Source organism: Acidovorax sp. Q11, from assembly GCF_054950075.1.
On the sequence record NZ_JBUDZG010000023.1, the window covers coordinates 37,950 to 55,518 of the forward strand.

The 17,569-nt window shown below is 66.8% G+C and carries 15 protein-coding genes; 11 read left to right on the top strand and 4 right to left on the bottom strand.

Translation table 11 applies throughout. The features are described 5' to 3' along the window. The first annotated feature begins 15 nt into the window (after positions 1 to 15). The 3 genes from ACYZGB_RS16890 to flhC all read left to right on the top strand — a co-directional run bounded on the left by ACYZGB_RS16890 (position 16) and on the right by flhC (position 2,154). Positions 16 to 915 (top strand): sulfurtransferase, encoded by a 900-nt coding sequence (locus tag ACYZGB_RS16890; protein WP_462389945.1) that lies wholly within the window; start codon positions 16 to 18, stop codon positions 913 to 915. Between the two features lie 328 nt (positions 916 to 1,243). Then, the gene (gene flhD / locus ACYZGB_RS16895; RefSeq protein WP_008902803.1) at positions 1,244 to 1,570 is read left to right on the top strand and encodes a flagellar transcriptional regulator FlhD; all 327 of its coding nucleotides are present in this window, start codon (positions 1,244 to 1,246) and stop codon (positions 1,568 to 1,570) included. A gap of 32 nt (positions 1,571 to 1,602) precedes the next feature. Beyond that, positions 1,603 to 2,154: a flagellar transcriptional regulator FlhC gene (flhC, locus tag ACYZGB_RS16900; protein ID WP_462389947.1), complete on the top strand. Its 552-nt coding sequence runs from the start codon at positions 1,603 to 1,605 to the stop codon at positions 2,152 to 2,154. Between the two features lie 118 nt (positions 2,155 to 2,272). On the opposite strand, the gene ACYZGB_RS16905 is transcribed toward flhC, so the two are convergent. Both ACYZGB_RS16905 and ACYZGB_RS16910 read right to left on the bottom strand, forming a co-directional pair. Next, positions 2,273 to 2,848 (bottom strand): FlgO family outer membrane protein, encoded by a 576-nt coding sequence (locus ACYZGB_RS16905; protein ID WP_462389948.1) that lies wholly within the window; start codon positions 2,846 to 2,848, stop codon positions 2,273 to 2,275. Beyond that, entirely contained in the window at positions 2,845 to 3,579 is a 735-nt protein-coding gene (locus ACYZGB_RS16910) for a hypothetical protein (protein WP_462389950.1), read from the bottom strand. The genes ACYZGB_RS16905 and ACYZGB_RS16910 overlap by 4 nt, the downstream gene beginning before the upstream one ends. Before the next feature lie 147 nt (positions 3,580 to 3,726). Between ACYZGB_RS16910 and ACYZGB_RS16915 the strand changes: the two genes are divergently transcribed. Both ACYZGB_RS16915 and ACYZGB_RS16920 read left to right on the top strand, forming a co-directional pair. After that, a complete protein-coding gene (locus ACYZGB_RS16915) occupies positions 3,727 to 4,977 on the top strand; it encodes a spherulation-specific family 4 protein (protein ID WP_462389951.1) in 1,251 nt (416 codons plus the stop codon). A 58-nt stretch (positions 4,978 to 5,035) separates the two neighbouring features. Continuing rightward, a complete protein-coding gene (locus ACYZGB_RS16920; protein ID WP_462389953.1) occupies positions 5,036 to 6,307 on the top strand; it encodes an AI-2E family transporter in 1,272 nt (423 codons plus the stop codon). Here ACYZGB_RS16920 and ACYZGB_RS16925 read toward each other — a convergent pair. Continuing rightward, the gene (locus ACYZGB_RS16925) at positions 6,276 to 8,405 is read right to left on the bottom strand and encodes an EAL domain-containing protein (RefSeq protein WP_462389955.1); all 2,130 of its coding nucleotides are present in this window, start codon (positions 8,403 to 8,405) and stop codon (positions 6,276 to 6,278) included. The two genes, ACYZGB_RS16920 and ACYZGB_RS16925, sit on opposite strands and share 32 nt — an antisense overlap. 186 nt (positions 8,406 to 8,591) lie before the next feature. Continuing rightward, positions 8,592 to 11,381, bottom strand: coding sequence for a phosphoenolpyruvate carboxylase (gene ppc / locus ACYZGB_RS16930; protein WP_462389957.1), 2,790 nt, complete (start codon positions 11,379 to 11,381; stop codon positions 8,592 to 8,594). A gap of 131 nt (positions 11,382 to 11,512) precedes the next feature. On the opposite strand from ppc, the gene hemC reads away from it, so the two are divergent. The 6 genes from hemC to ACYZGB_RS16960 all read left to right on the top strand — a co-directional run bounded on the left by hemC (position 11,513) and on the right by ACYZGB_RS16960 (position 17,553). Further along, complete coding sequence (gene hemC, locus ACYZGB_RS16935) at positions 11,513 to 12,451, top strand: hydroxymethylbilane synthase (RefSeq protein ID WP_462389958.1); 939 nt, start codon at positions 11,513 to 11,515, stop codon at positions 12,449 to 12,451. An 11-nt stretch (positions 12,452 to 12,462) separates the two neighbouring features. Then, the gene (locus tag ACYZGB_RS16940; protein WP_462389959.1) at positions 12,463 to 13,269 is read left to right on the top strand and encodes a uroporphyrinogen-III synthase; all 807 of its coding nucleotides are present in this window, start codon (positions 12,463 to 12,465) and stop codon (positions 13,267 to 13,269) included. Continuing rightward, complete coding sequence (locus tag ACYZGB_RS16945) at positions 13,266 to 14,402, top strand: uroporphyrinogen-III C-methyltransferase (protein WP_462389961.1); 1,137 nt, start codon at positions 13,266 to 13,268, stop codon at positions 14,400 to 14,402. The genes ACYZGB_RS16940 and ACYZGB_RS16945 overlap by 4 nt, the downstream gene beginning before the upstream one ends. Before the next feature lie 12 nt (positions 14,403 to 14,414). Further along, positions 14,415 to 15,692, top strand: a complete 1,278-nt coding sequence (locus tag ACYZGB_RS16950) for a heme biosynthesis HemY N-terminal domain-containing protein (RefSeq protein WP_462389963.1) — start codon at positions 14,415 to 14,417, stop codon at positions 15,690 to 15,692. A 656-nt stretch (positions 15,693 to 16,348) separates the two neighbouring features. Then, the gene (locus tag ACYZGB_RS16955; RefSeq protein WP_462389964.1) at positions 16,349 to 16,918 is read left to right on the top strand and encodes a cytochrome b; all 570 of its coding nucleotides are present in this window, start codon (positions 16,349 to 16,351) and stop codon (positions 16,916 to 16,918) included. 59 nt (positions 16,919 to 16,977) lie between these two features. Next, the gene (locus ACYZGB_RS16960; RefSeq protein ID WP_462389965.1) at positions 16,978 to 17,553 is read left to right on the top strand and encodes a YceI family protein; all 576 of its coding nucleotides are present in this window, start codon (positions 16,978 to 16,980) and stop codon (positions 17,551 to 17,553) included. Positions 17,554 to 17,569 lie beyond the last annotated feature (16 nt).

The following is a 17,569-nucleotide window of genomic DNA, read 5'->3' on the forward strand; positions in this document are numbered from 1 at the left end:
GCACCGGCACACACCATGACCTACACGACCCTCATCTCTGCCACCGAACTGCAGGCCCAGATCGACGGCGGCGCGCCGCTGATGGTGTTTGACTGCAGCTTTGACCTGATGCAGGCCTCGGCCGGCGCCCAACAGTATGGCGAGGCACACATCCCCGGCGCGGTGTACGCGGATCTCAATAACCACCTGAGCGCCAAGCATGGCGTGCCGGGTGCGGGCGGCACGGTCACCGCGCAAGAGGCCGACAAACCCGCATCCGGTGGTCGCCACCCGCTGCCCAGCCGCGAACGTTTTGCAATGTGGCTGTCCAGCGTGGGCTTTGCCAACCACATGCAGGCCGTGGTGTACGACCGCCAGGGTGCCAACTATTGCGGGCGCCTGTGGTGGATGCTCAAGTGGGCGGGCCACGATGCCGTGGCCGTGCTCGATGGCGGACTGCAGGCCTGGCAAGCCGCTGGCGGCGCGGTCAAAGGCGGCGAGGAGCCCTCGCACTTCCAGTCCCACTTTCAACTGGCTGAGCCCCTGCGCCGACTGGCCACGGCCAGCGACGTGCTTGCACACCTGCAGCAGCCCGGCCAGACCGTGATCGATGCCCGCGCTGGTGCCCGCTACCGGGGCGAAGTCGAGCCGCTGGACCCCGTGGCAGGCCATATTCCGGGCGCACTCAACCGTCCCTTTGCCGAGAACATCGGCGCCGACGGCCGGTTCAAGCCTGCTGCCGTGCTGCGCGCTGAGTTCGACGCCCTGCTGGCGGGCCGCAACCCCGCCACCGTGGTGCACCAGTGCGGCAGCGGCGTGAGCGCTGTGCCCAATCTGCTGGCCATGGAAGTCGCGGGCCTGGGCCCCACGGCACTGTTTGCCGGCAGCTGGAGTGAGTGGTGTTCTGACCCTTCGCGCCCCGTCGAAAAAGGCTAAGCAGCGCTCGCGTCAGCGGTTATCAGGCGCCAAGGGTTGCAAAAGCGCAAAAAAGAGGGGTTTGCGGGTGCTATCAAAACCATGAGCAGAACGCATGGGCCTGCGCCAGCCAGTGCAGCAAGTGCACCCCCTTGAAAAGACAGTCGGCACCTGATTGGCGTGTAAGGCAAACTCCTACACAAGCCACCGCAAAACCAGACACGCGGCACAGCCAAACCCCGACTTAATTTCTGATTGGGGCGGTTTCACAATCCATTTCATCGGATCACGCAAAGCCTGCAACCAGCAGGCAACGCAGGGTCCGGGAACTGGAACAAAGGAAGCCGCCATGACCAACGAACAACTCCTCGCCGAAATCCGCGAAGCCAACCTCACCTACCTGATGCTGGCCCAGACCCTGATTCGCCAGGACAAGGCAGAAGCCGTGTTCCGCTTGGGCATGAACGAAGAGTCTGCCGATATTCTCGCCTCGCTGTCTGCCGCGCAAGTGATGAAGCTGGCCTCCCGCAACACGCTGCTGTGCAGCTTCCGCGTGGACGACAACCTGGTGTGGAGCTTGCTGACCAACCACTCGGCCAAGAAGGTGGGCAACGAAGCCACCAACACACTGCACGCCAACATTTTGATGGCCAGCCGCGTGTCGGAAGTGCTCTGAACCCGAACCTTCACCCAGCCTGAAAGCCCGCCATGTCCACCCCCGCCAAAGCCCCAGTCAAGAGCGTTTTGAACGAATCCAAGCAGATCGAACGCGCCGCCATGCTGATCCAGATGGGCGCCCGCATGCAGGTGCTCGAATCGGAAACCACGCTGTCGTATGAGCGCCTGATCCGGCTCTACAAGGAGATCGCGGGCAAGTCGCCATCGAAAGGGCAGTTGCCGTTCTCGACCGACTGGTTCCTGACCTGGCAGGAGAACATCCACAGCTCGCTGTTCCTGAACATCTACGAATACCTGTCCAAGGGTGTGGACCTGGATTCGGTGGAGTTGCTGACCAAGGCCTACCGCCTCTACAACGAACAGGTCACCACCGCCGAGATCGAGCCTCTGCTGTCCTTCACCCGCGCCTGGCGCCTGGTGAAGTTTGTGGACGCAGGCATGCTGACCCGTACCAAGTGCGCACAGTGCAGCGGCCAGTTTGTGACCGAGCTGTACGAGAACCGCCACTTCACCTGCGGCCTGTGCAACCCCCCAGCGCGCGCGGGCAAGAGCAAGACGGCGGGTGCGTTGATGTTGCATTGAGCCCGAACCATCTGGAGTTCAAGGCCATGGATGCAGGCCAAATCCTCAGCCCCACCCTACCAGCCCCTTGCGGGCTGGTTTTCACTTCCGCTGCTGCTTTTGAGCACCAGCAATCCGCTCAGCGCCCGGTCAATAGCGTGCGCACGTTCTCGTCTATTGGCACCGCGTAGCTGTGGGCCGCAACCACCTGGTTGCCCACCGGATTCACCAGCTTGAGGCTGAGGTAAAGCACTGACGCAGACATCGCGTAGGTCCCCACCACCACAGCCTGCGCGTTCTGCGCCTGGCTCACCTCGCGTGCTTCGCGGGACAGCAACAGCTCCCCTTGGTCGCGGTGCAAAACCAGGCTCTCGCGCAACTTCACTTCCGTCACGCGCAAACCCCGTTGCACCATGCGGCCCGCTATCTGTTCCGAGAAGATACGTCCGAGACGCGAGGATTCATTCAACCGGTCAACATTGACCAGGGTCGCCACCAGCACCGGCTGATTGGCATCCAGAACCGCATGCAACAGCAGCGCATCGGTAGCCCGCTCATTGACCTCAATCAGATCGGTACGAGCGCCCCCGCCAGTGCGGTCACCGTAGTAGTAGGTGCTGACCGGGTTGCTTGCGCAGCCCTGAAGACCAAGAACCGCCAGGACCGCCGCCGAGCAGCACAGGGCTCTGCGCGCCGAAAGATGCAGCGTCTTCATGGTGCCACCACCCGCCAGGTCTTGACCGGTGTCGGAACGGGAGCCACGGGCGGTAGCTCGGGCAGGTAGAGCGCCGCATCGGCTTGTTCGATGTAATACATGTCAGCCGACCCCGCGAGGTAGCGGTCCTGGCTTTTGAGCGTGGTGGTGATGAGCACTTCTGAGCGTGTGGGGCCACCCGCAGCAGCACCCTGTGTGTACAACTGCGCCATGTCCAGGGCGACACCAGCCCCAACACCCAATGCGGTGGCTACACCAGGCAGCAGCGTGCGGTCTGCGTAATGCACCTTCCAGTCGCGCCACACACCAACACCCGTGCCCAAAAGGGTCCCGCCGATAGGAACAGGCAGGCTGCGAGGAACCGCAGACTCATGCTGCACCAGCTGCGTCTGCACCTCCAGCTGTACCGCTGTTGGCACGGTCGAAACCGCCACCCCCCGGTTCAGCAGATGCACCTTCAAGAGTTTGAGGAAACCCAGGTTGAAGCTGGAGTTGTCAGCCACTGTGACGTGGATGGGGTACTCGCCCTGTGGCCACGAGGCAATCTTGTCAGCTACGCGCGCTGCCACATCACCGGCCAACACATCCCAGTGATGCACGGCGCGCGCCTTCTTCTGGCCGGTGGCGGGGTAGTTGTCGGCGCGCGGCACATCCAGGGTGCCACAGCCTGACAGCAGTACCGCAGCCAGCACGGCCGCAAGGCTGGGAATGCGGAGGTAGGGGGATGTCATGGGGGCATGTTAGCGGCGCAGGTCTGCCGCGATCGGCGCAACAACGCGGTTTTTCCCGTCCAAAGCCCCGCTTTCAGCGCTTGGAAGCACCACGGCCTGCGTTCACAATAGCTCTACACAACGAACCTCCTGAATACCATGCACACCATGAACACGACAAACCGCCTCGCATCCCTGCTGGCCTTGACCGCTGCTCTGGCGGGCTGCGGAGGAGCAGCAGACAAAACCAGTACACCGGCCCCTTCGCCCACTCCGGCACCCGCACCGGCTCCCGTACCGACGGCCCCCGTCAGCGTGAGCTTTACGCAGCCGACCAGCAACGTGCTCCAACCCAATGTGTCGGAATCCCTGTCGGTCAATGTGCTTGTCAATGGCAGCCAGGCCCCCAACGGCACCGTCGCAACGTTCTCCGTGAACCCCGCCAGCGCAGCCGCTCTGGCCCCCGTGGCGCCGACCACGGTGAGCGGAGTTGCCAACTCCACGCTGACGGTGAGCAGCCTGCCCCCCACGGCCACTTTCCAGGTTGCCGCCACTACCACCAGCAGCACCAACACGGCCACGGACAGCCTCACCTACTATGTGCGCCCCGCACACAAGCCATTGCAAGTGCTGGTGCCCGCCTACTTCAGCGCCACCGGCACCACCTCGCCCTGGGTCACCCTCACCAGCGGCGCGACCAGCTATCCGGACGTGAAGATCACCGCCATCGCCAACCCCAGCAGCGGCGTCCTGACGGCAGACACCAAGGAAGACACTGACCTCACCAAGGCCATCAAGGCCTTCCAGGCCGTCTCGGGCACCAGCAACCGCGTGATTGGCTATGTCGCTACCACCTCGACCAGCAGCGGAGCGCTGTCGGTGGCCGACATCAAGGCCACCATCACCAATTACATTCGGCTTTACCCCGGACTGTTCGACGGCTTTTTCCTGGATGGCATGGCCACCGACAGCTCCCGCGTGGCGCATTTCCAGGAGGTCTACACCCATGTGAAGGGGCTGACCACGGGCCTGACCGCCGGCGCAACGCCGCCCGCCGCCCCCATCGTGATCGGCAACCCCGGCACCTACCCGGTCGCGGCCTATGCAGGCGTCGCCGACACGCTGGTGACCTATGCAGGCAACGCAGCAGCCTACGCGAACATCGACCCCCAGCCAGGCAACACTTGGGTCTATGCCAAGGACAACAGCGCACAGGCCATGCTGGTGCACACGGCCAGCACCTGCACAGACATGCAGACAGTCGTCAAAAATGCCAATCGGCCCCGCATGAATACGGGCGTGGTCTATGCAACCAACCTGGCGATTGGGGCGCCCTGGTCCGCACTGCCCACCTATTGGCAGCAGATGCTGGGTACCGTGGACGCATTGAACAAGCAACGCACCCTGCCCCTGTGCTGACTCTGGCTGATGGCCGCTGGAGCAGCACAGCGCTGAGCAGCCTGTTTACGATGGGGCCATGACGACCGCCCCCATCACCCCCACGCCACCGCCGGACACCCCGATTCCCATTGCAGACGCGGGGTCGCCCCCTCCCACAACCGGCACCGCGCCCGACCCGGGGCCGGAGACCTTGCTTGCAGCGGCCACATCGGCGGCGGCCCCCACACTGGAGCCGCCACCCTCAGCGCCCCTGACCCTCCACATGCCCGTGGATGTGCGCAACCTGTCGCTCGCCCTGCTGGCGCTGTTTGCAACGGTGGCGCTGCTGCACTGGGCCAGTGCGGTGTTCATCCCGATCATGCTCAGCCTGCTGCTCACCACCGCGTTGCGGCCAGCAGTGGACATCTTGTGCCGATGGCACATCCCGCGCTGGCTGGGGGCGGGCGCGCTGCTGATTGCCATGGTCTCGGGGCTGGCCAGTGCCACCTGGTCGCTCAGCGACGGTGCGGCGCAGCTGGTGGACTCGTTGCCCGTGGCCGCGAAGAAGGTGCGCGACAACCTCAAGGCCCGTGCGGGTGGCAGCAGCCCGCTGGACACCATGCAAAAGGCCGCCACGCAGCTTGAACAGGCGGCCAACGAAAGCAGCGCCACGACAGCGCCGCGCCGGGGTGTGCAGCGGGTGATTGTCGAGCGCCAGCCCTTCAACATCCGCGACTACCTCTGGAGTGGCACCGTGGGGCTGATGTCGGCCCTGGGGCAGCTCATGGTGGTGGTTTTCCTGACCTTCTTCGCCCTGGCCTCGGGCAACCTGCTGCGCGACAAGCTGCTGCGCATCGCGGGCACCAGCCTGGAGCGGCGCAAGGTCACCACGCATGTCCTCGATGACATCACGCGCCAGATTCAGCACTATCTGCTGCTGCAGGTGTTCACCAGTGTGCTGGTGGGCGTAGCCACCGGCCTGGCGTACTGGGCATTGGGCCTGCAAAACGCAGCGGTGTGGGGCGTGGCGGCCGGGGTGCTCAACCTCGCGCCCTACATCGGTTCGGCCCTGGTCACAGGGGCATCGGCGCTGGTGGCTTTCCTGCAGTTCGGCACGCTCGATATGGCCCTGGCCGTTGGTGGTGCATCGCTGGTGATCCACACCATCGTCGGCAACCTGCTCACCCCCTGGCTCACCAGCCGCGCCAGCAGCATGAGCCCGGTAGCCGTGTTCGTGAGCGTGCTGGCCTGGGGCTGGCTCTGGGGCCTGTGGGGGCTGCTGCTGGGCATCCCGGTCATGATGGCCGTGAAAGCAGTGTGCGACCGCGTGGAAGACCTCAAACCAGTGGGCGAACTGCTGGGGCAGTAGGCGCGAGGGGCACCACCTTGCTTCCAGCCCCCCATGCGCATTGCTGCACAAACGCGGGCAGGTCGTCCGCCGCCAGGGCGCGGCTGTAGTACCAGCCCTGCACGCGCAGATCGATGGAGGTGGGCAACACCTGCAGCTGTTCATCGGTCTCCACGCCCTCTACCACGATGCCCAGCCCCAGGCTCTGGCAAAAATGCAGCAGGCCCTCCAGCACGCGGGCACCCTGCGGGGCCGTGCTGGTCACCACAAAACTGCGGTCGATCTTGATGGTGTCCACCGCAAAGGCGTGCAGATAACTCAGTGACGAGTACCCGGTGCCAAAGTCGTCGATGGACACCTTGGCGCCCACGGCATGCACCCGGGCGATGGCGTCGCGCATCTGCGCCACATCGGCCGCCAGGGCGTCTTCCGTGATCTCGATGCTGATGCACCCCGCTGCAGGCGCGATCAAGGCCACCAGGCGTTGGCAATGGGCAGGCGACATGAGGGTGGGCCCCGTGACGTTGATGGAAACCGGCAGCTCAAACCCCGCATTGCGCCAGCGCCGGTACTGCCGCAGTGCCGCAGCCGCCACCCACAGGTCCACCTCCTTCATCAGCCCCGCCTCGGACAACCAGGCCAGGAACGACCCCGGCGACTGGATCCGCCCCTGCGAGTCGCGGGCGCGCAGCAGCGCCTCGCACCCCACACACAGGCCCGTGTGCGGCGACACCTGGGGCTGGTATTCCAGGAAGAACTCATAGTCCCCCATGCGGCGCACCCGGGCCACCAGGTCTTCCCTGCGGGCCTGGCCCTGCTGCGCCACCACGATGGGGTCGTGGGCATAGAGGCTCCCCTCCTCCTGCAGCCGCGTGAAGGTCGTGTCCAGCCCGGGCAGGTGCACGGTGGTGGCGTTGTGGCGCTCCAGCGCACGCACAGCCGGTGCATAGATGCAGGCCCCGAGCAGCACCAGGGCCAGCTGCAAGGCCACAGCGGGCCAGGCCCCCTGGGTGCTGACATAGGCATTGAACACCACCGGGGCATTGAGGGGCATAGGCACTGTGGCCATGGGCACCCAGCCCGCCTGCACGGCCGCCAGCGCCAGGCAGGCGTTGACAGCAGGCACGAGGATGAAAGGAATGAGCAGGCGCGGATTCAGGATCAACGGGATGCCGAACAACAGCAGCTCGTTCACATTCAGCAAGGCCATGGGCAGGCTGGCCACCGCCAGCAGGCGCAGGCCGGGGCTGCGCGCATGCCACAGCACAGCCACCACCAGCGACAAGGTGCCGCCCGCGCCCCCGATGAAGGCAAACGCCCCCAGCAGCCCCGCGTTCAGCGGATGCTGGGGTACCTGGTCGGTCAGCAGCTCGATGGCGTTCCAGCCCACGGCCTGCTCCAGCACCTGGAACAGGGGCTGGAGCGCGTGGTAGCCGTGGATGCCAAAGAACCACAGCAGCGAGTTCATGCCGGTGAGCACGATGGCGTTGAAGTAAGAATGGTCGGGATCGACCATGTCCATGGGCAGGCTCCAGTGCGCCAGGCCCGACCATTGCTGCAACAGCGCCAGCACCGCCGCCAGCAGCGCGGCCGTGACGATGCCGGGCACCACCATGTTCACCGCGTCTTCGACGTTGTCGCTGACAAGCGCCCCCCGTGACACCTGCAGCCAGCGCACCCGCATCAGCCGGGCCATCAGCGGCACATTGATGAGCGGCGACGCAATCGCGATGAAAAGCACCAGCGTGGCGGCAGCACGCGGCTGCCCGCTGAGCTGGTACGACGCCAGCGCCACATACACAAAACACAGAAAAGCCACAGGCAGCCGTGGCAACTGGTGGCGAATGGCCAGCATGTAGCCAATCGAAGCAGCAATCAGCAGCGGCAGGATGCGGCTGATCTCGCCATGCAGCCCCGCCAGCATGTCACCCACCGCAGGCGGTAGCCCCAGCACCCGGGCCAGCACCGACAGCACGAGAAACACGGCCGACACCATGAGGCAGGGCAACACCCACAGCAACGCCTCGCGGATGGCCCGCATCGAATCGGCGCGCGCCACGGCTTCCAGCCGGTGCGACAGCAACACCCTCCAGGCCGCCAGATCCATGCCCAAAGCCATGCCTCCCGGCCCGTTGGCGGGCCACCACCATGACAACGCACCACAGGGCCGTGCCACCACAGTGGCTACCCCATGCCTGTGGCCGGTGCCTGCTGCCAAGCCGCTGCCACGGGCGCTGAAGCGCCCTGGCGGCCATCCTAGCGCGCGCTGGCGCCGGTGGCAAAACGGGTAAAAAAACGCGGGGGATCAGCCCGTGTTGCGCAGCCCGGCAGCAATCCCGTTGATGGAGATGTGGATACCCGTCTGCACCCGCTCGTCGCCCTGCCCTGCGCGCCAGCGGCGCACCAGCTCCACCTGCAAGTGATGCAGCGGGTCGATGTACGGAAAGCGGTGTTTGATGGAACGCGCCAGCGCCGTGTTGTGCGTCAAGCGCTGCTTGTCGCCCGTGATGCGGGTGAGCGCGTCGGCCGTGCGGTGCCATTCGGCCTCAATGCTGGTGAACACCTTCTTGCGCAGACGCGCGTCGGTCACCAGCTCGCTGTAGCGCGAGGCCAGGGCCAGGTCGCTCTTGGCCAGCACCATGTCCATGTTGGACAGCAAGGTGCGGAAGAAGGGCCACTGGCGGTACATCTTCTGCAGCAGGGCCAGTTGGGCCTTGGGGTCCTTGCCTTCGGTATTGATGAAGGCTTCCACCGCCGAGCCAAAGCCGAACCAGCCGGGCAGCGTGAGGCGGCACTGGCCCCAGCTGAAGCCCCAGGGGATGGCGCGCAGGTCTTCGATCTTCTGGCTGGCCTTGCGCGATGCGGGGCGCGAGCCGATGTTCAGCTCGGCGATCTCGCGGATGGGCGTGGAGTTGAAAAAATACTCGGTGAAGCCGGGCGTCTCGTACACCAGCGCGCGGTAGCTGCCCATGCTGGCCAGCGAAAGCTGCGCAGCAGCATCCAGAAAGGCCTTGGTGGCGGGCTTGGTGGGCTGCAGCAGCGTGGCCTCCAGCGTGGCGGCCACCAGGGTTTCGAGGTTACGCCGGCCGATCTCTGGGTTGGCGTATTTGGAGGCAATGACCTCGCCCTGCTCCGTCAGGCGGATCTGCCCACGCACAGTGCCCGGGGGCTGAGCCAGGATGGCCTGATAGCTCGGGCCACCGCCACGGCCCACGGTGCCGCCCCGGCCGTGGAACATGCGCAGCTGGATGCCGTGGCTGGTGGCGAGTTCGTCGAAAAGTTCGACGAGGGCAATCTCAGCGCGGTACAGCTCCCAGTTGCTGGTGAAGATGCCGCCATCCTTGTTGCTGTCGCTGTAGCCGAGCATGATGTCCTGCTCGCCGCCGCTGCGTTGCACCAAGGCTGCCACGCCGGGCAGGCTGTAGAACTCGCGCATGATGGGCGCGGCGTTGCGCAGGTCTTCGATGGTCTCGAACAGGGGCACCACGATGAGGTGGTTCTTCGACTCGGCATCCAGCGTGCCGTTCATCAGGCCCACTTCTTTTTGCAGCAGCAGCACTTCAAGCAAATCGCTCACCGTTTCGGTGTGGCTGATGATGTAGTGGCGGATGGCCTCGTGGCCGAAGCGCTCGCGCATCACGCGGGCGGTCTCGAAGATGGCCAGCTCGCCCTGGGCGTGGGCCGAATATTCAGCACCCACCACACGCAGCGGGCGCGCGTCATTCAGCAGCTTGATCAGCAGCGCGCGCTTTGCGGCTTCCTGCAGGCCCGCGTAGTTGGGCTCGATGCGCGCCTTGGCCAGCAGCTCGGCCACCACTTCTTCGTGCTTGTCGGAGCTTTGGCGGAGGTCCACCGTGGCCAGGTGGAAGCCGAACACCTGCACGGCGCGGATCAGCGGGTGCAGACGCTCTGCCGCCAGGGCCTGGCCATGGTGCGACTGCAGCGATGCCTCGATCACCCGCAGGTCGGCCAGGAATTCTTCGGCGCTGGCGTAGGCGTTTTGTGGCGCCACCGCATGGCGCGCGGCCTCGCCGCCGGTCAGGTCTTTCAGCGATGCGGCCAGACGCGCATAGATGCCCGTGAGTGCGCGGCGGTAGGGCTCGTCCACGCGGTGTTCGTTGGTGTCGGGCGAGCGCTGGGCCAGGGCCTCCATCTCGGCCGACACCTGCACCAGGCGGGCGGACAGTGACAGCTCGCCGCCCAGGTAGTGCACCTCGGTCAGATAGTGGCGCAGGGCCACCTCGGCCTGGCGGCCCAGGGCGTAGCGCAAGGTCTGCGCGGTCACATTGGGGTTGCCATCGCGGTCGCCGCCAATCCACTGGCCCATGCGCAAGAAGCTGTGCACGGGGTACTGGCCCAGTTCGCTTTCCAGGTCGGCGTAGATCTTGGGGATCTCGCGCAGGAAGGTGGCTTCGTAATACGACAGCGCGTTCTCGATCTCGTCGGCCACGGTGAGCTTGCTGTAGCGCAGCAGGCGCGTTTGCCACAGCTGGGCCACGCGGGCGCGCAGCAGGGCTTCGTTGGCAGCCAGTTCGCGCGGGGTGAGCGCGTCTTTGGCGCTGTTGTAGAGCTGGGCGCGCACCTGGATGTCGTCGCGTGTGGCCAGCAGCTGGGCGATGTCGCGCTCGGCGTCCAGGATGCTCTTGCGTTGGACCTCGGTGGGGTGGGCGGTCAGCACCGGCGCCACGTAACTGCCCGCCAGGGTTTGCGAAATCGTCTTCGGTGCGATGCCCGCCCAGCGCAGGCGCGAGAGGGCAACCTCGATGCTGCCCTCCTGCGTGTCACCTGCGCGCTCGTGCACGGCGCGGCGGCGGATGTGGTGGCGGTCTTCGGCCAGGTTGGCCAGGTGGCTGAAATAGGTGAAGGCGCGGATCACGCTCACCGTCTGGTCGCCCGACAGGGACTTGAGCAGCTTCTTGAGCGCGCGGTCGGCTTCCTGGTCCGCATCGCGGCGGAAGGCGACGGAGAGCTTGCGCACCTGCTCCACCAGCTCATACGCGGCCACGCCCTCCTGTTCTCGGATCACGTCGCCCAGAATGCGCCCGAGCAGGCGGATGTCGTCAATCAGGGGCTGGTCCTTGTCGGATCGTTTCATGGTGCGTGAGTCTCCGGAGGTGGGTGGTGGCCGGGAGCCGCCTGCCCCCGTCTCACCCGGGGTGCACCAGCCCCAGTGCGGGCGCATGCTAGCATCGCCCGCCCCTGAAAGATTACAAACAGGTTACGAACTTGAGCCTCCAGAACGCCCCTCTTTCCATCGTGATCGCCACCCGAGAGAGCCGCTTGGCACTTTGGCAGGCCGAGCATGTGCAGGCCCTTTTGCGTGCACAGGGCCACCAGGTGGAGCTGCTGGGCATGACCACCAAGGGCGACCAGATCCTGGACCGCTCGCTCAGCAAGGTGGGCGGCAAGGGCCTGTTTGTGAAAGAGCTGGAAGTGGCGCTGGAAGAAGGCCGCGCGCACATTGCCGTGCACTCGCTCAAGGACGTGCCCATGGAGCTGCCCGAGGGTTTTGCGCTGGCCTGCGTGATGGAACGCGAAGACCCGCGCGATGCGTTTGTCTCGCCCAACTACCCCAACATCGATGCCCTGCCCCAGGGCGCGGTGGTCGGCACTTCGAGCCTGCGCCGCCAGGTGCTGCTGCAGGCCCTGCGGCCCGACCTGAAGATCGAGCCGCTGCGCGGCAACCTCGACACCCGCCTGCGCAAACTGGACGAAGGCCAGTACGACGCCATCGTGCTGGCGGCGGCGGGCCTGAAGCGCCTGGGGCTGGAATCGCGCATCCGCGCCACCTTCGCGCCCACCGCCATGCTGCCTGCCGCAGGCCAGGGCGCCCTGGGCATTGAAGTGCGCAGCGACCGGCAAGACCTGATCGCCGCGCTGGCGCCGCTGGCCCACCAGCCCACCTGGCTCACCGTGGCCGCCGAACGCGCCGTGAGCCGCGCCATGGGCGGCAGCTGCTCCATGCCGCTGGCCGCGCACGGCACATTCACGGGTGGCGTGCTGCAGCTCGACGCCGCCTGGGGCGATGTGGATGCGCAAGCCCCTCTGGTGCGCGCAGCGGCCAACGCCCCCGTCACCACGCTGGCGCAGGCCGAAGCGCTGGGCGACGCGATTGCACAGCGCCTGCGTGCCGGTGGCGCGCGGGGTGCCGAACCCCTGAATTGATCGGCCCAGCCATGCCCCGGGTGATCGTCACGCGGCCCGCCCGCGAGGCTGCACACTGGGTCGGGCTGCTGGCGGCACGCGGCATTCATGCCGTGGCCTTGCCGCTGATTGACATCGGGCCGTGCACCGACGCGGCAGCACAGCAGGCGCTGGCCCAAGCCCACGCCCGGCTGGCGCAGTACCGGGCCCTGATGTTTGTCAGTGGCAATGCGGTGGTCCATTTTTTTGAACAAAAAACGGCTTCTCCGCGCGACAGTCATGCTCTTATAGCTATAAAAATGAGAGCATGGGCACCCGGCCCCGGCACGGCGCGTGCGCTGGAGCAGGCCGGGGTGCCACCAGGCCACATCGACGGCCCGGCGCCCGACGCCCCGCAGTTCGATTCGGAGGCCCTGTGGCAGCAGGTGGCCGGGCAAATCCGGCCTGGCGACCGGGTGCTCATCGTGCGCGGGCGCTCGGGTGGCGTGCACGACACCGCCCAAGGCAGTGGCCGCGACTGGCTGGCCCGCCAGATCGAGGCAGCAGGCGGCCTGGTGGACTTTGTGGTGGCGTACCAACGCGGCGCCCCCCAGCTGGCCCCCACCGAGGTGGCGCTGGCGCAACAGGCGACGCAGGACGGATCGGTCTGGCTGCTGAGCAGCTCTGAAGCCGTGGCCCACCTGTCAGAGGCGCTGCCCGGCCAGCACTGGGGCGCAGCGCGTGCGCTGGCCACCCACCCGCGCATTGCCGAAGCAGCGCGCGCAGCGGGCTTTGGCACCGTGGGGGAATGCCGTCCGGCGCTGGAAGACGTGGTGGCCTCGATAGAATCGGCCGCATGAGTTCTGCGCCGCCCAACGACCTGCCTCCAGCCCCCACCGCCGCCCCTGTGGCCGCACCCGTGGGCGCACCTGCAGCAGGCCCTGCACCTGTGGCTCCTGCCGCCGTGGCCCCCACACCGGGCCGGGGTGGCGCCGTCACCCTGCTGCTGGGCGCCGTGGCCGCTGCCGCGCTGGTCAGCAGCGGCATGCTGTGGCAAAAACTGAGCGCCATCCAGGAGCAGCTCGCCCGGCAGTCCGCCGACTCGGGCGCGCAGGCCATCGAGGCCCGCACCATGGCCCGCCAGGCCGAAGAACTGGTGCGCGAGACAGCCGCCCGCCTGTCGGTGGCCGAAGCCCGTGTGAGCGAAGTGGCGCTGCAGCGCAGCCAGCTCGAAGAATTGATGCAAAGCCTGTCGCGCTCGCGCGACGAAAACCTGGTGGTGGACATCGAATCCGCCATCCGCCTGGCCCAGCAACAGGCCCAGCTCACCGGCAGCCTGGAGCCCCTGGTGGCAGCGCTCAAAAGTGCCAACCAGCGCATCGAACGCGCCGCCCAGCCCCGCCTGGCGCCCGTGCAGCGCGCCATTGGCCGTGACCTGGACCGCCTGACCCGTGCCACCGTGACCGACACCGCCGGCCTGCTGGGCCGCCTGGACGACCTGGTGCGCCAGGTGGACGAGCTGCCCGTGCTCAACGCCGTGGCCCAGGCCGCGTCTACCAAGCGCCTGTCCACCGGCCCCGCCACCCCTGGCAGCGCCCCCGCCCCCACCGATGGCCTGGCCTGGTGGCAGGCGGCCCTGCAGCGCAGCTGGGAGGTGGTGCGCGACGAGGCCCGGGGCCTGGTGCGCGTGAGCCGGATCGACCAGCCCGAGGCCATCCTGCTGGCGCCCGAGCAAACCTTTTTCCTGCGCGAGAACCTCAAGCTCAAGCTGCTCAACGCGCGCCTGGCTGTGCTGGCACGCCAGTTCGACTCGGCCCGCGCCGACCTGGGCGCCGCCACGGTCGCGCTCAACAAATACTTTGACCCGGCCGCACGTCGCACCCAGATTGCGGCCAGCACGCTGCAAACGGCCCAGGCCAGCCTGAAGGCGGCCGAGCAGCCCCGCCTGGACGAAACCCTGTCTGCGCTGGCCACGGCCGCCGCAGGCCGCTAAAGGGCTGTACGCATGCGCGCTGCACTCTGGCTCCTGGCGTTGTTTGGCGTGGCCGTGGCCACGGCTTTGTTTGCGGGCAACAACCAGGGCACCATCACGCTCTACTGGCCGCCGTATCGCATCGACCTGTCGCTCAACATAGTGTTGCTGCTGCTGGTGGGCGGTTTTGTCACCCTCTATGCAGCCCTGCGCGCACTGGCTGCGCTGCTCGAATTGCCCCACCAGGCCCGCCGCTGGCGCGTGCAGCAAAAGGAGCGCGCCATGCACGCAGCCTTGCTGGATGCCCTGACCCACATGCTGGGTGGCCGCTTCATCCGCTCGCGCAAGGCCGCCGTGGCGGCGCTGTCGCAGGAACACGCCCTGGAGGCCAGCGGCGAAGCCGTGCCCCACGGCAAACAGCTGCGCGCCCTGGCCCACATGATTGCAGCCGAGGCATCGCACGCACTGCAAGACCGCGCCACCCGCGAAAGCCACCTGCAGGACGCGCTGCAGGAAGCCCCGATGCGCGGCACGGTGAACGAGCAGGAAATGCACGAAGGCGCCCAGATGCGCGCCGCCCGCTGGTCGCTGGACGACCGCGATGCCAGCGCGGCCCTCGACCGCCTCGCCGCCCTGCCCCAGGGCGCCGCACGGCGCACGCTGGCCCTGCGCATCAAGCTCAAGGCCACCCGCCTGGACAGGCAGACCCAGGAGGCGCTGGACACCGCCCGCCTGCTGGGCAAACACCGCGCCTTCTCGCCCGCCGCAGCGCAAAGCATCGTGCGCGGCCTGGCCACAGAGCTCATCAACAGCGCCCACGACACGGCCCAGCTGCAGCAGATCTGGCAGTCGCTGGAAACGGCCGAGCGCAACATGCCCGAGCTGGCCATCCACGCCGCGCAGCGCCTGGCATCTCTGGGCGGCGAAGCCACCCAGGTGCGCGCCTGGCTGCTACCGGTGTGGGAGCGCATGGTGGACCTGCCCGATGCCCTGGCCGACCACCACGCGCTGAAGCTGGTGCGTGCACTCGAAGCCGGGCTGGACGAGCTCGATGCCCCCTGGCTGGCCCGCATCGAATCGGCCTACCAGGGCAACCCGCGCGATGCCCGCCTGCAGTACCTGGCGGGCATGGCCTGCCTCAAGCGCCAGCTGTGGGGCAAGGCCCAGCAGCTGCTGACCCAGGCAGCGCAGCAGCTGGCCGACCCCCAGCTGCGCACCAGTGCCTGGCGCCGCCTGGCCGAACTGGCCGAGCAGCGCGGCGACGACAGCGCTGCCGCCAGCGCCTGGAAGCAGGCCGCGCTGAACCGCTGAGCCTCAGCGGCTCAGCCATAGCCGCCAAGCCGATGCATCGCCTGCCGATCACCCACCGCCCCATGGTGGAGGCCCGGTGGCACGCCACCGGCACCGCCTCCGCATCCCACCAGCCGTAGCCCCAAGGCTTGACGCCCCGCCGCATGGGGTCGGCTTCGGCACGCCTGGTGTCGCCCCGACCGACCGATGCACATGCAAAAAAAGCGCAAAGCATTGGGGAACTTTGATTGCCAAGGGCTCCTCAATTCAGTTTTTTTGAAATGAAGCGTCAATCTGCCTGAAGCCGAACCCGGCAGGCGCTTCCTACACTGCCGTTAGAGCCTGTTTAAAGTCTTTTTGGAGATCGCATTGGAGTGCAATCGGGATGAGTGGATGCCTCGGGTGCGCCGCATGGGCTTGTGCCCATGCAGGCAGCCGGGGCGTCCAATCGCCCGATTTCACTCCAACCCTTCGGGCAAGTGCCTTGCCGGGCGGTCTGCGGCGTTGCGGCGCTTGTTGATCGCCGAGCTATCAACAAGCGCCGCGCCTAGCATCCCATCCCGGCAAGGCACTTGTGCGACTCCAAAAAGACTTTGAACAGGCTCTTGCGCCAACACGCCCGCATGCCCCGGGGCTGCCAGCAACCAGGCCCCCGCCCTTCACAGCCCACGCTTTTGATGACCACTTCTGCCACCTCCACGGCCACCGCCCCACGCCGCTACACACGTACTGCGATGCTGCTGCACTGGGTGCTGGGCTTTGCACTGATCGGCCTGTTTGGCGTAGGCATCTACATGACGGGCCTGCCCTTCTCGCCGCAGCGGCTCAAGCTCTACAACTGGCACAAGTGGGCGGGGGTCACCATCCTCGTGCTGTCGGCACTGCGCCTGCTGTGGCGCGCCACACACCGCCCACCCGCGCTGCCCCCGACCATGGCAGACGCCATGCCCGGCTGGCAAAAGCTGGCCCACCACGGCACCCATGGGCTGCTGTACACCCTGTTTTTTGCCGTGCCCCTGATCGGCTGGGCCTACAGCTCGGCGGCCGGGTTCCCCATCGTGTTCCTGGGCCTGTGGCAACTGCCCGACTTCGTGCCCGTGAGCAAGGAGCTGGCCGAGGCCATCAAGCCCTGGCACCAGATCACCGCCTTTGCCATGGCGGGCCTGGTGGTGCTGCATGTGGCCGCGGCGCTCAAGCACCACCTCATCGATCGCGACGGCCTGCTTGCGCGCATGCGGCCCTGGTAGACGCCCCACCTCGGCCGGGCCACGCCTTCTCTTTGCTGTGTTTTGAACGGAGTTTCTGCATGAATCTGTCCTCTCCCCTGTCCCGCATCGTGCTCGGCGCCGCCCTGGTGGCCAGCGCCCATGCCGCCCTGGCCCAGCAGCAATTGGTGCCCGCCCAGAGCGAGGTGCAGTTCACGGCGCGCCAGATGGGTGTGCCGCTGGACGGCCATTTCAAGAAGTTCAGCGCCCAGGTGGCGTTCGACCCGGCCAAGCTGGCGACCAGCAAGATCGCCTTCACGGTAGACACCGGCAGCGCCACGCTGGGCTCGCGCGAGACCGATGCCGAGCTGCCCAAACCCACCTGGTTCAACGTGCCCAAATTCCCGCAGGCGCAGTTCGAATCCACTGCCATCAAGGCCCTGGGCGGCGGCAAGTTTGAAGTGGCGGGCAAGCTCACCATCAAGGGCAACGCGCAAAACGTGGTCGTGCCCGTGGCCCTCGTCCAGAGCGGCGCCACCACCACGGCCACCGGCACGCTGCCCATCAAGCGCCTGGCTTTCAAGATTGGCGAGAACGAGTGGGCCGACACCTCGATGGTGGCCGACGACGTGACGATCAAGTTCAAGCTCGCGCTGACTGGCGTTGGCAAGCTTTAGCACCCGAGTCCCCGCC

Excerpts from the sequence above, each read along its gene's own strand:
- ACYZGB_RS16945 (WP_462389961.1), top strand. The coding sequence starts at position 13,266 with ATGAGTTCTGCGCCGCCCAACGACCTGCCTCCAGCCCCCACCGCCGCC.
- ACYZGB_RS16890 (WP_462389945.1), top strand. The coding sequence starts at position 16 with ATGACCTACACGACCCTCATCTCTGCCACCGAACTGCAGGCCCAGATC.
- ACYZGB_RS16955 (WP_462389964.1), top strand. The coding sequence starts at position 16,349 with ATGACCACTTCTGCCACCTCCACGGCCACCGCCCCACGCCGCTACACA.
- flhC (WP_462389947.1), top strand. The coding sequence starts at position 1,603 with ATGTCCACCCCCGCCAAAGCCCCAGTCAAGAGCGTTTTGAACGAATCC.
- ACYZGB_RS16950 (WP_462389963.1), top strand. The coding sequence starts at position 14,415 with ATGCGCGCTGCACTCTGGCTCCTGGCGTTGTTTGGCGTGGCCGTGGCC.
- ACYZGB_RS16920 (WP_462389953.1), top strand. The coding sequence starts at position 5,036 with ATGACGACCGCCCCCATCACCCCCACGCCACCGCCGGACACCCCGATT.
- ACYZGB_RS16925 (WP_462389955.1), bottom strand. The coding sequence starts at position 8,405 with ATGGCTTTGGGCATGGATCTGGCGGCCTGGAGGGTGTTGCTGTCGCAC.
- ACYZGB_RS16960 (WP_462389965.1), top strand. The coding sequence starts at position 16,978 with ATGAATCTGTCCTCTCCCCTGTCCCGCATCGTGCTCGGCGCCGCCCTG.
- ACYZGB_RS16905 (WP_462389948.1), bottom strand. The coding sequence starts at position 2,848 with ATGAAGACGCTGCATCTTTCGGCGCGCAGAGCCCTGTGCTGCTCGGCG.
- ACYZGB_RS16910 (WP_462389950.1), bottom strand. The coding sequence starts at position 3,579 with ATGACATCCCCCTACCTCCGCATTCCCAGCCTTGCGGCCGTGCTGGCT.
- ACYZGB_RS16940 (WP_462389959.1), top strand. The coding sequence starts at position 12,463 with ATGCCCCGGGTGATCGTCACGCGGCCCGCCCGCGAGGCTGCACACTGG.
- ppc (WP_462389957.1), bottom strand. The coding sequence starts at position 11,381 with ATGAAACGATCCGACAAGGACCAGCCCCTGATTGACGACATCCGCCTG.
- flhD (WP_008902803.1), top strand. The coding sequence starts at position 1,244 with ATGACCAACGAACAACTCCTCGCCGAAATCCGCGAAGCCAACCTCACC.
- ACYZGB_RS16915 (WP_462389951.1), top strand. The coding sequence starts at position 3,727 with ATGAACACGACAAACCGCCTCGCATCCCTGCTGGCCTTGACCGCTGCT.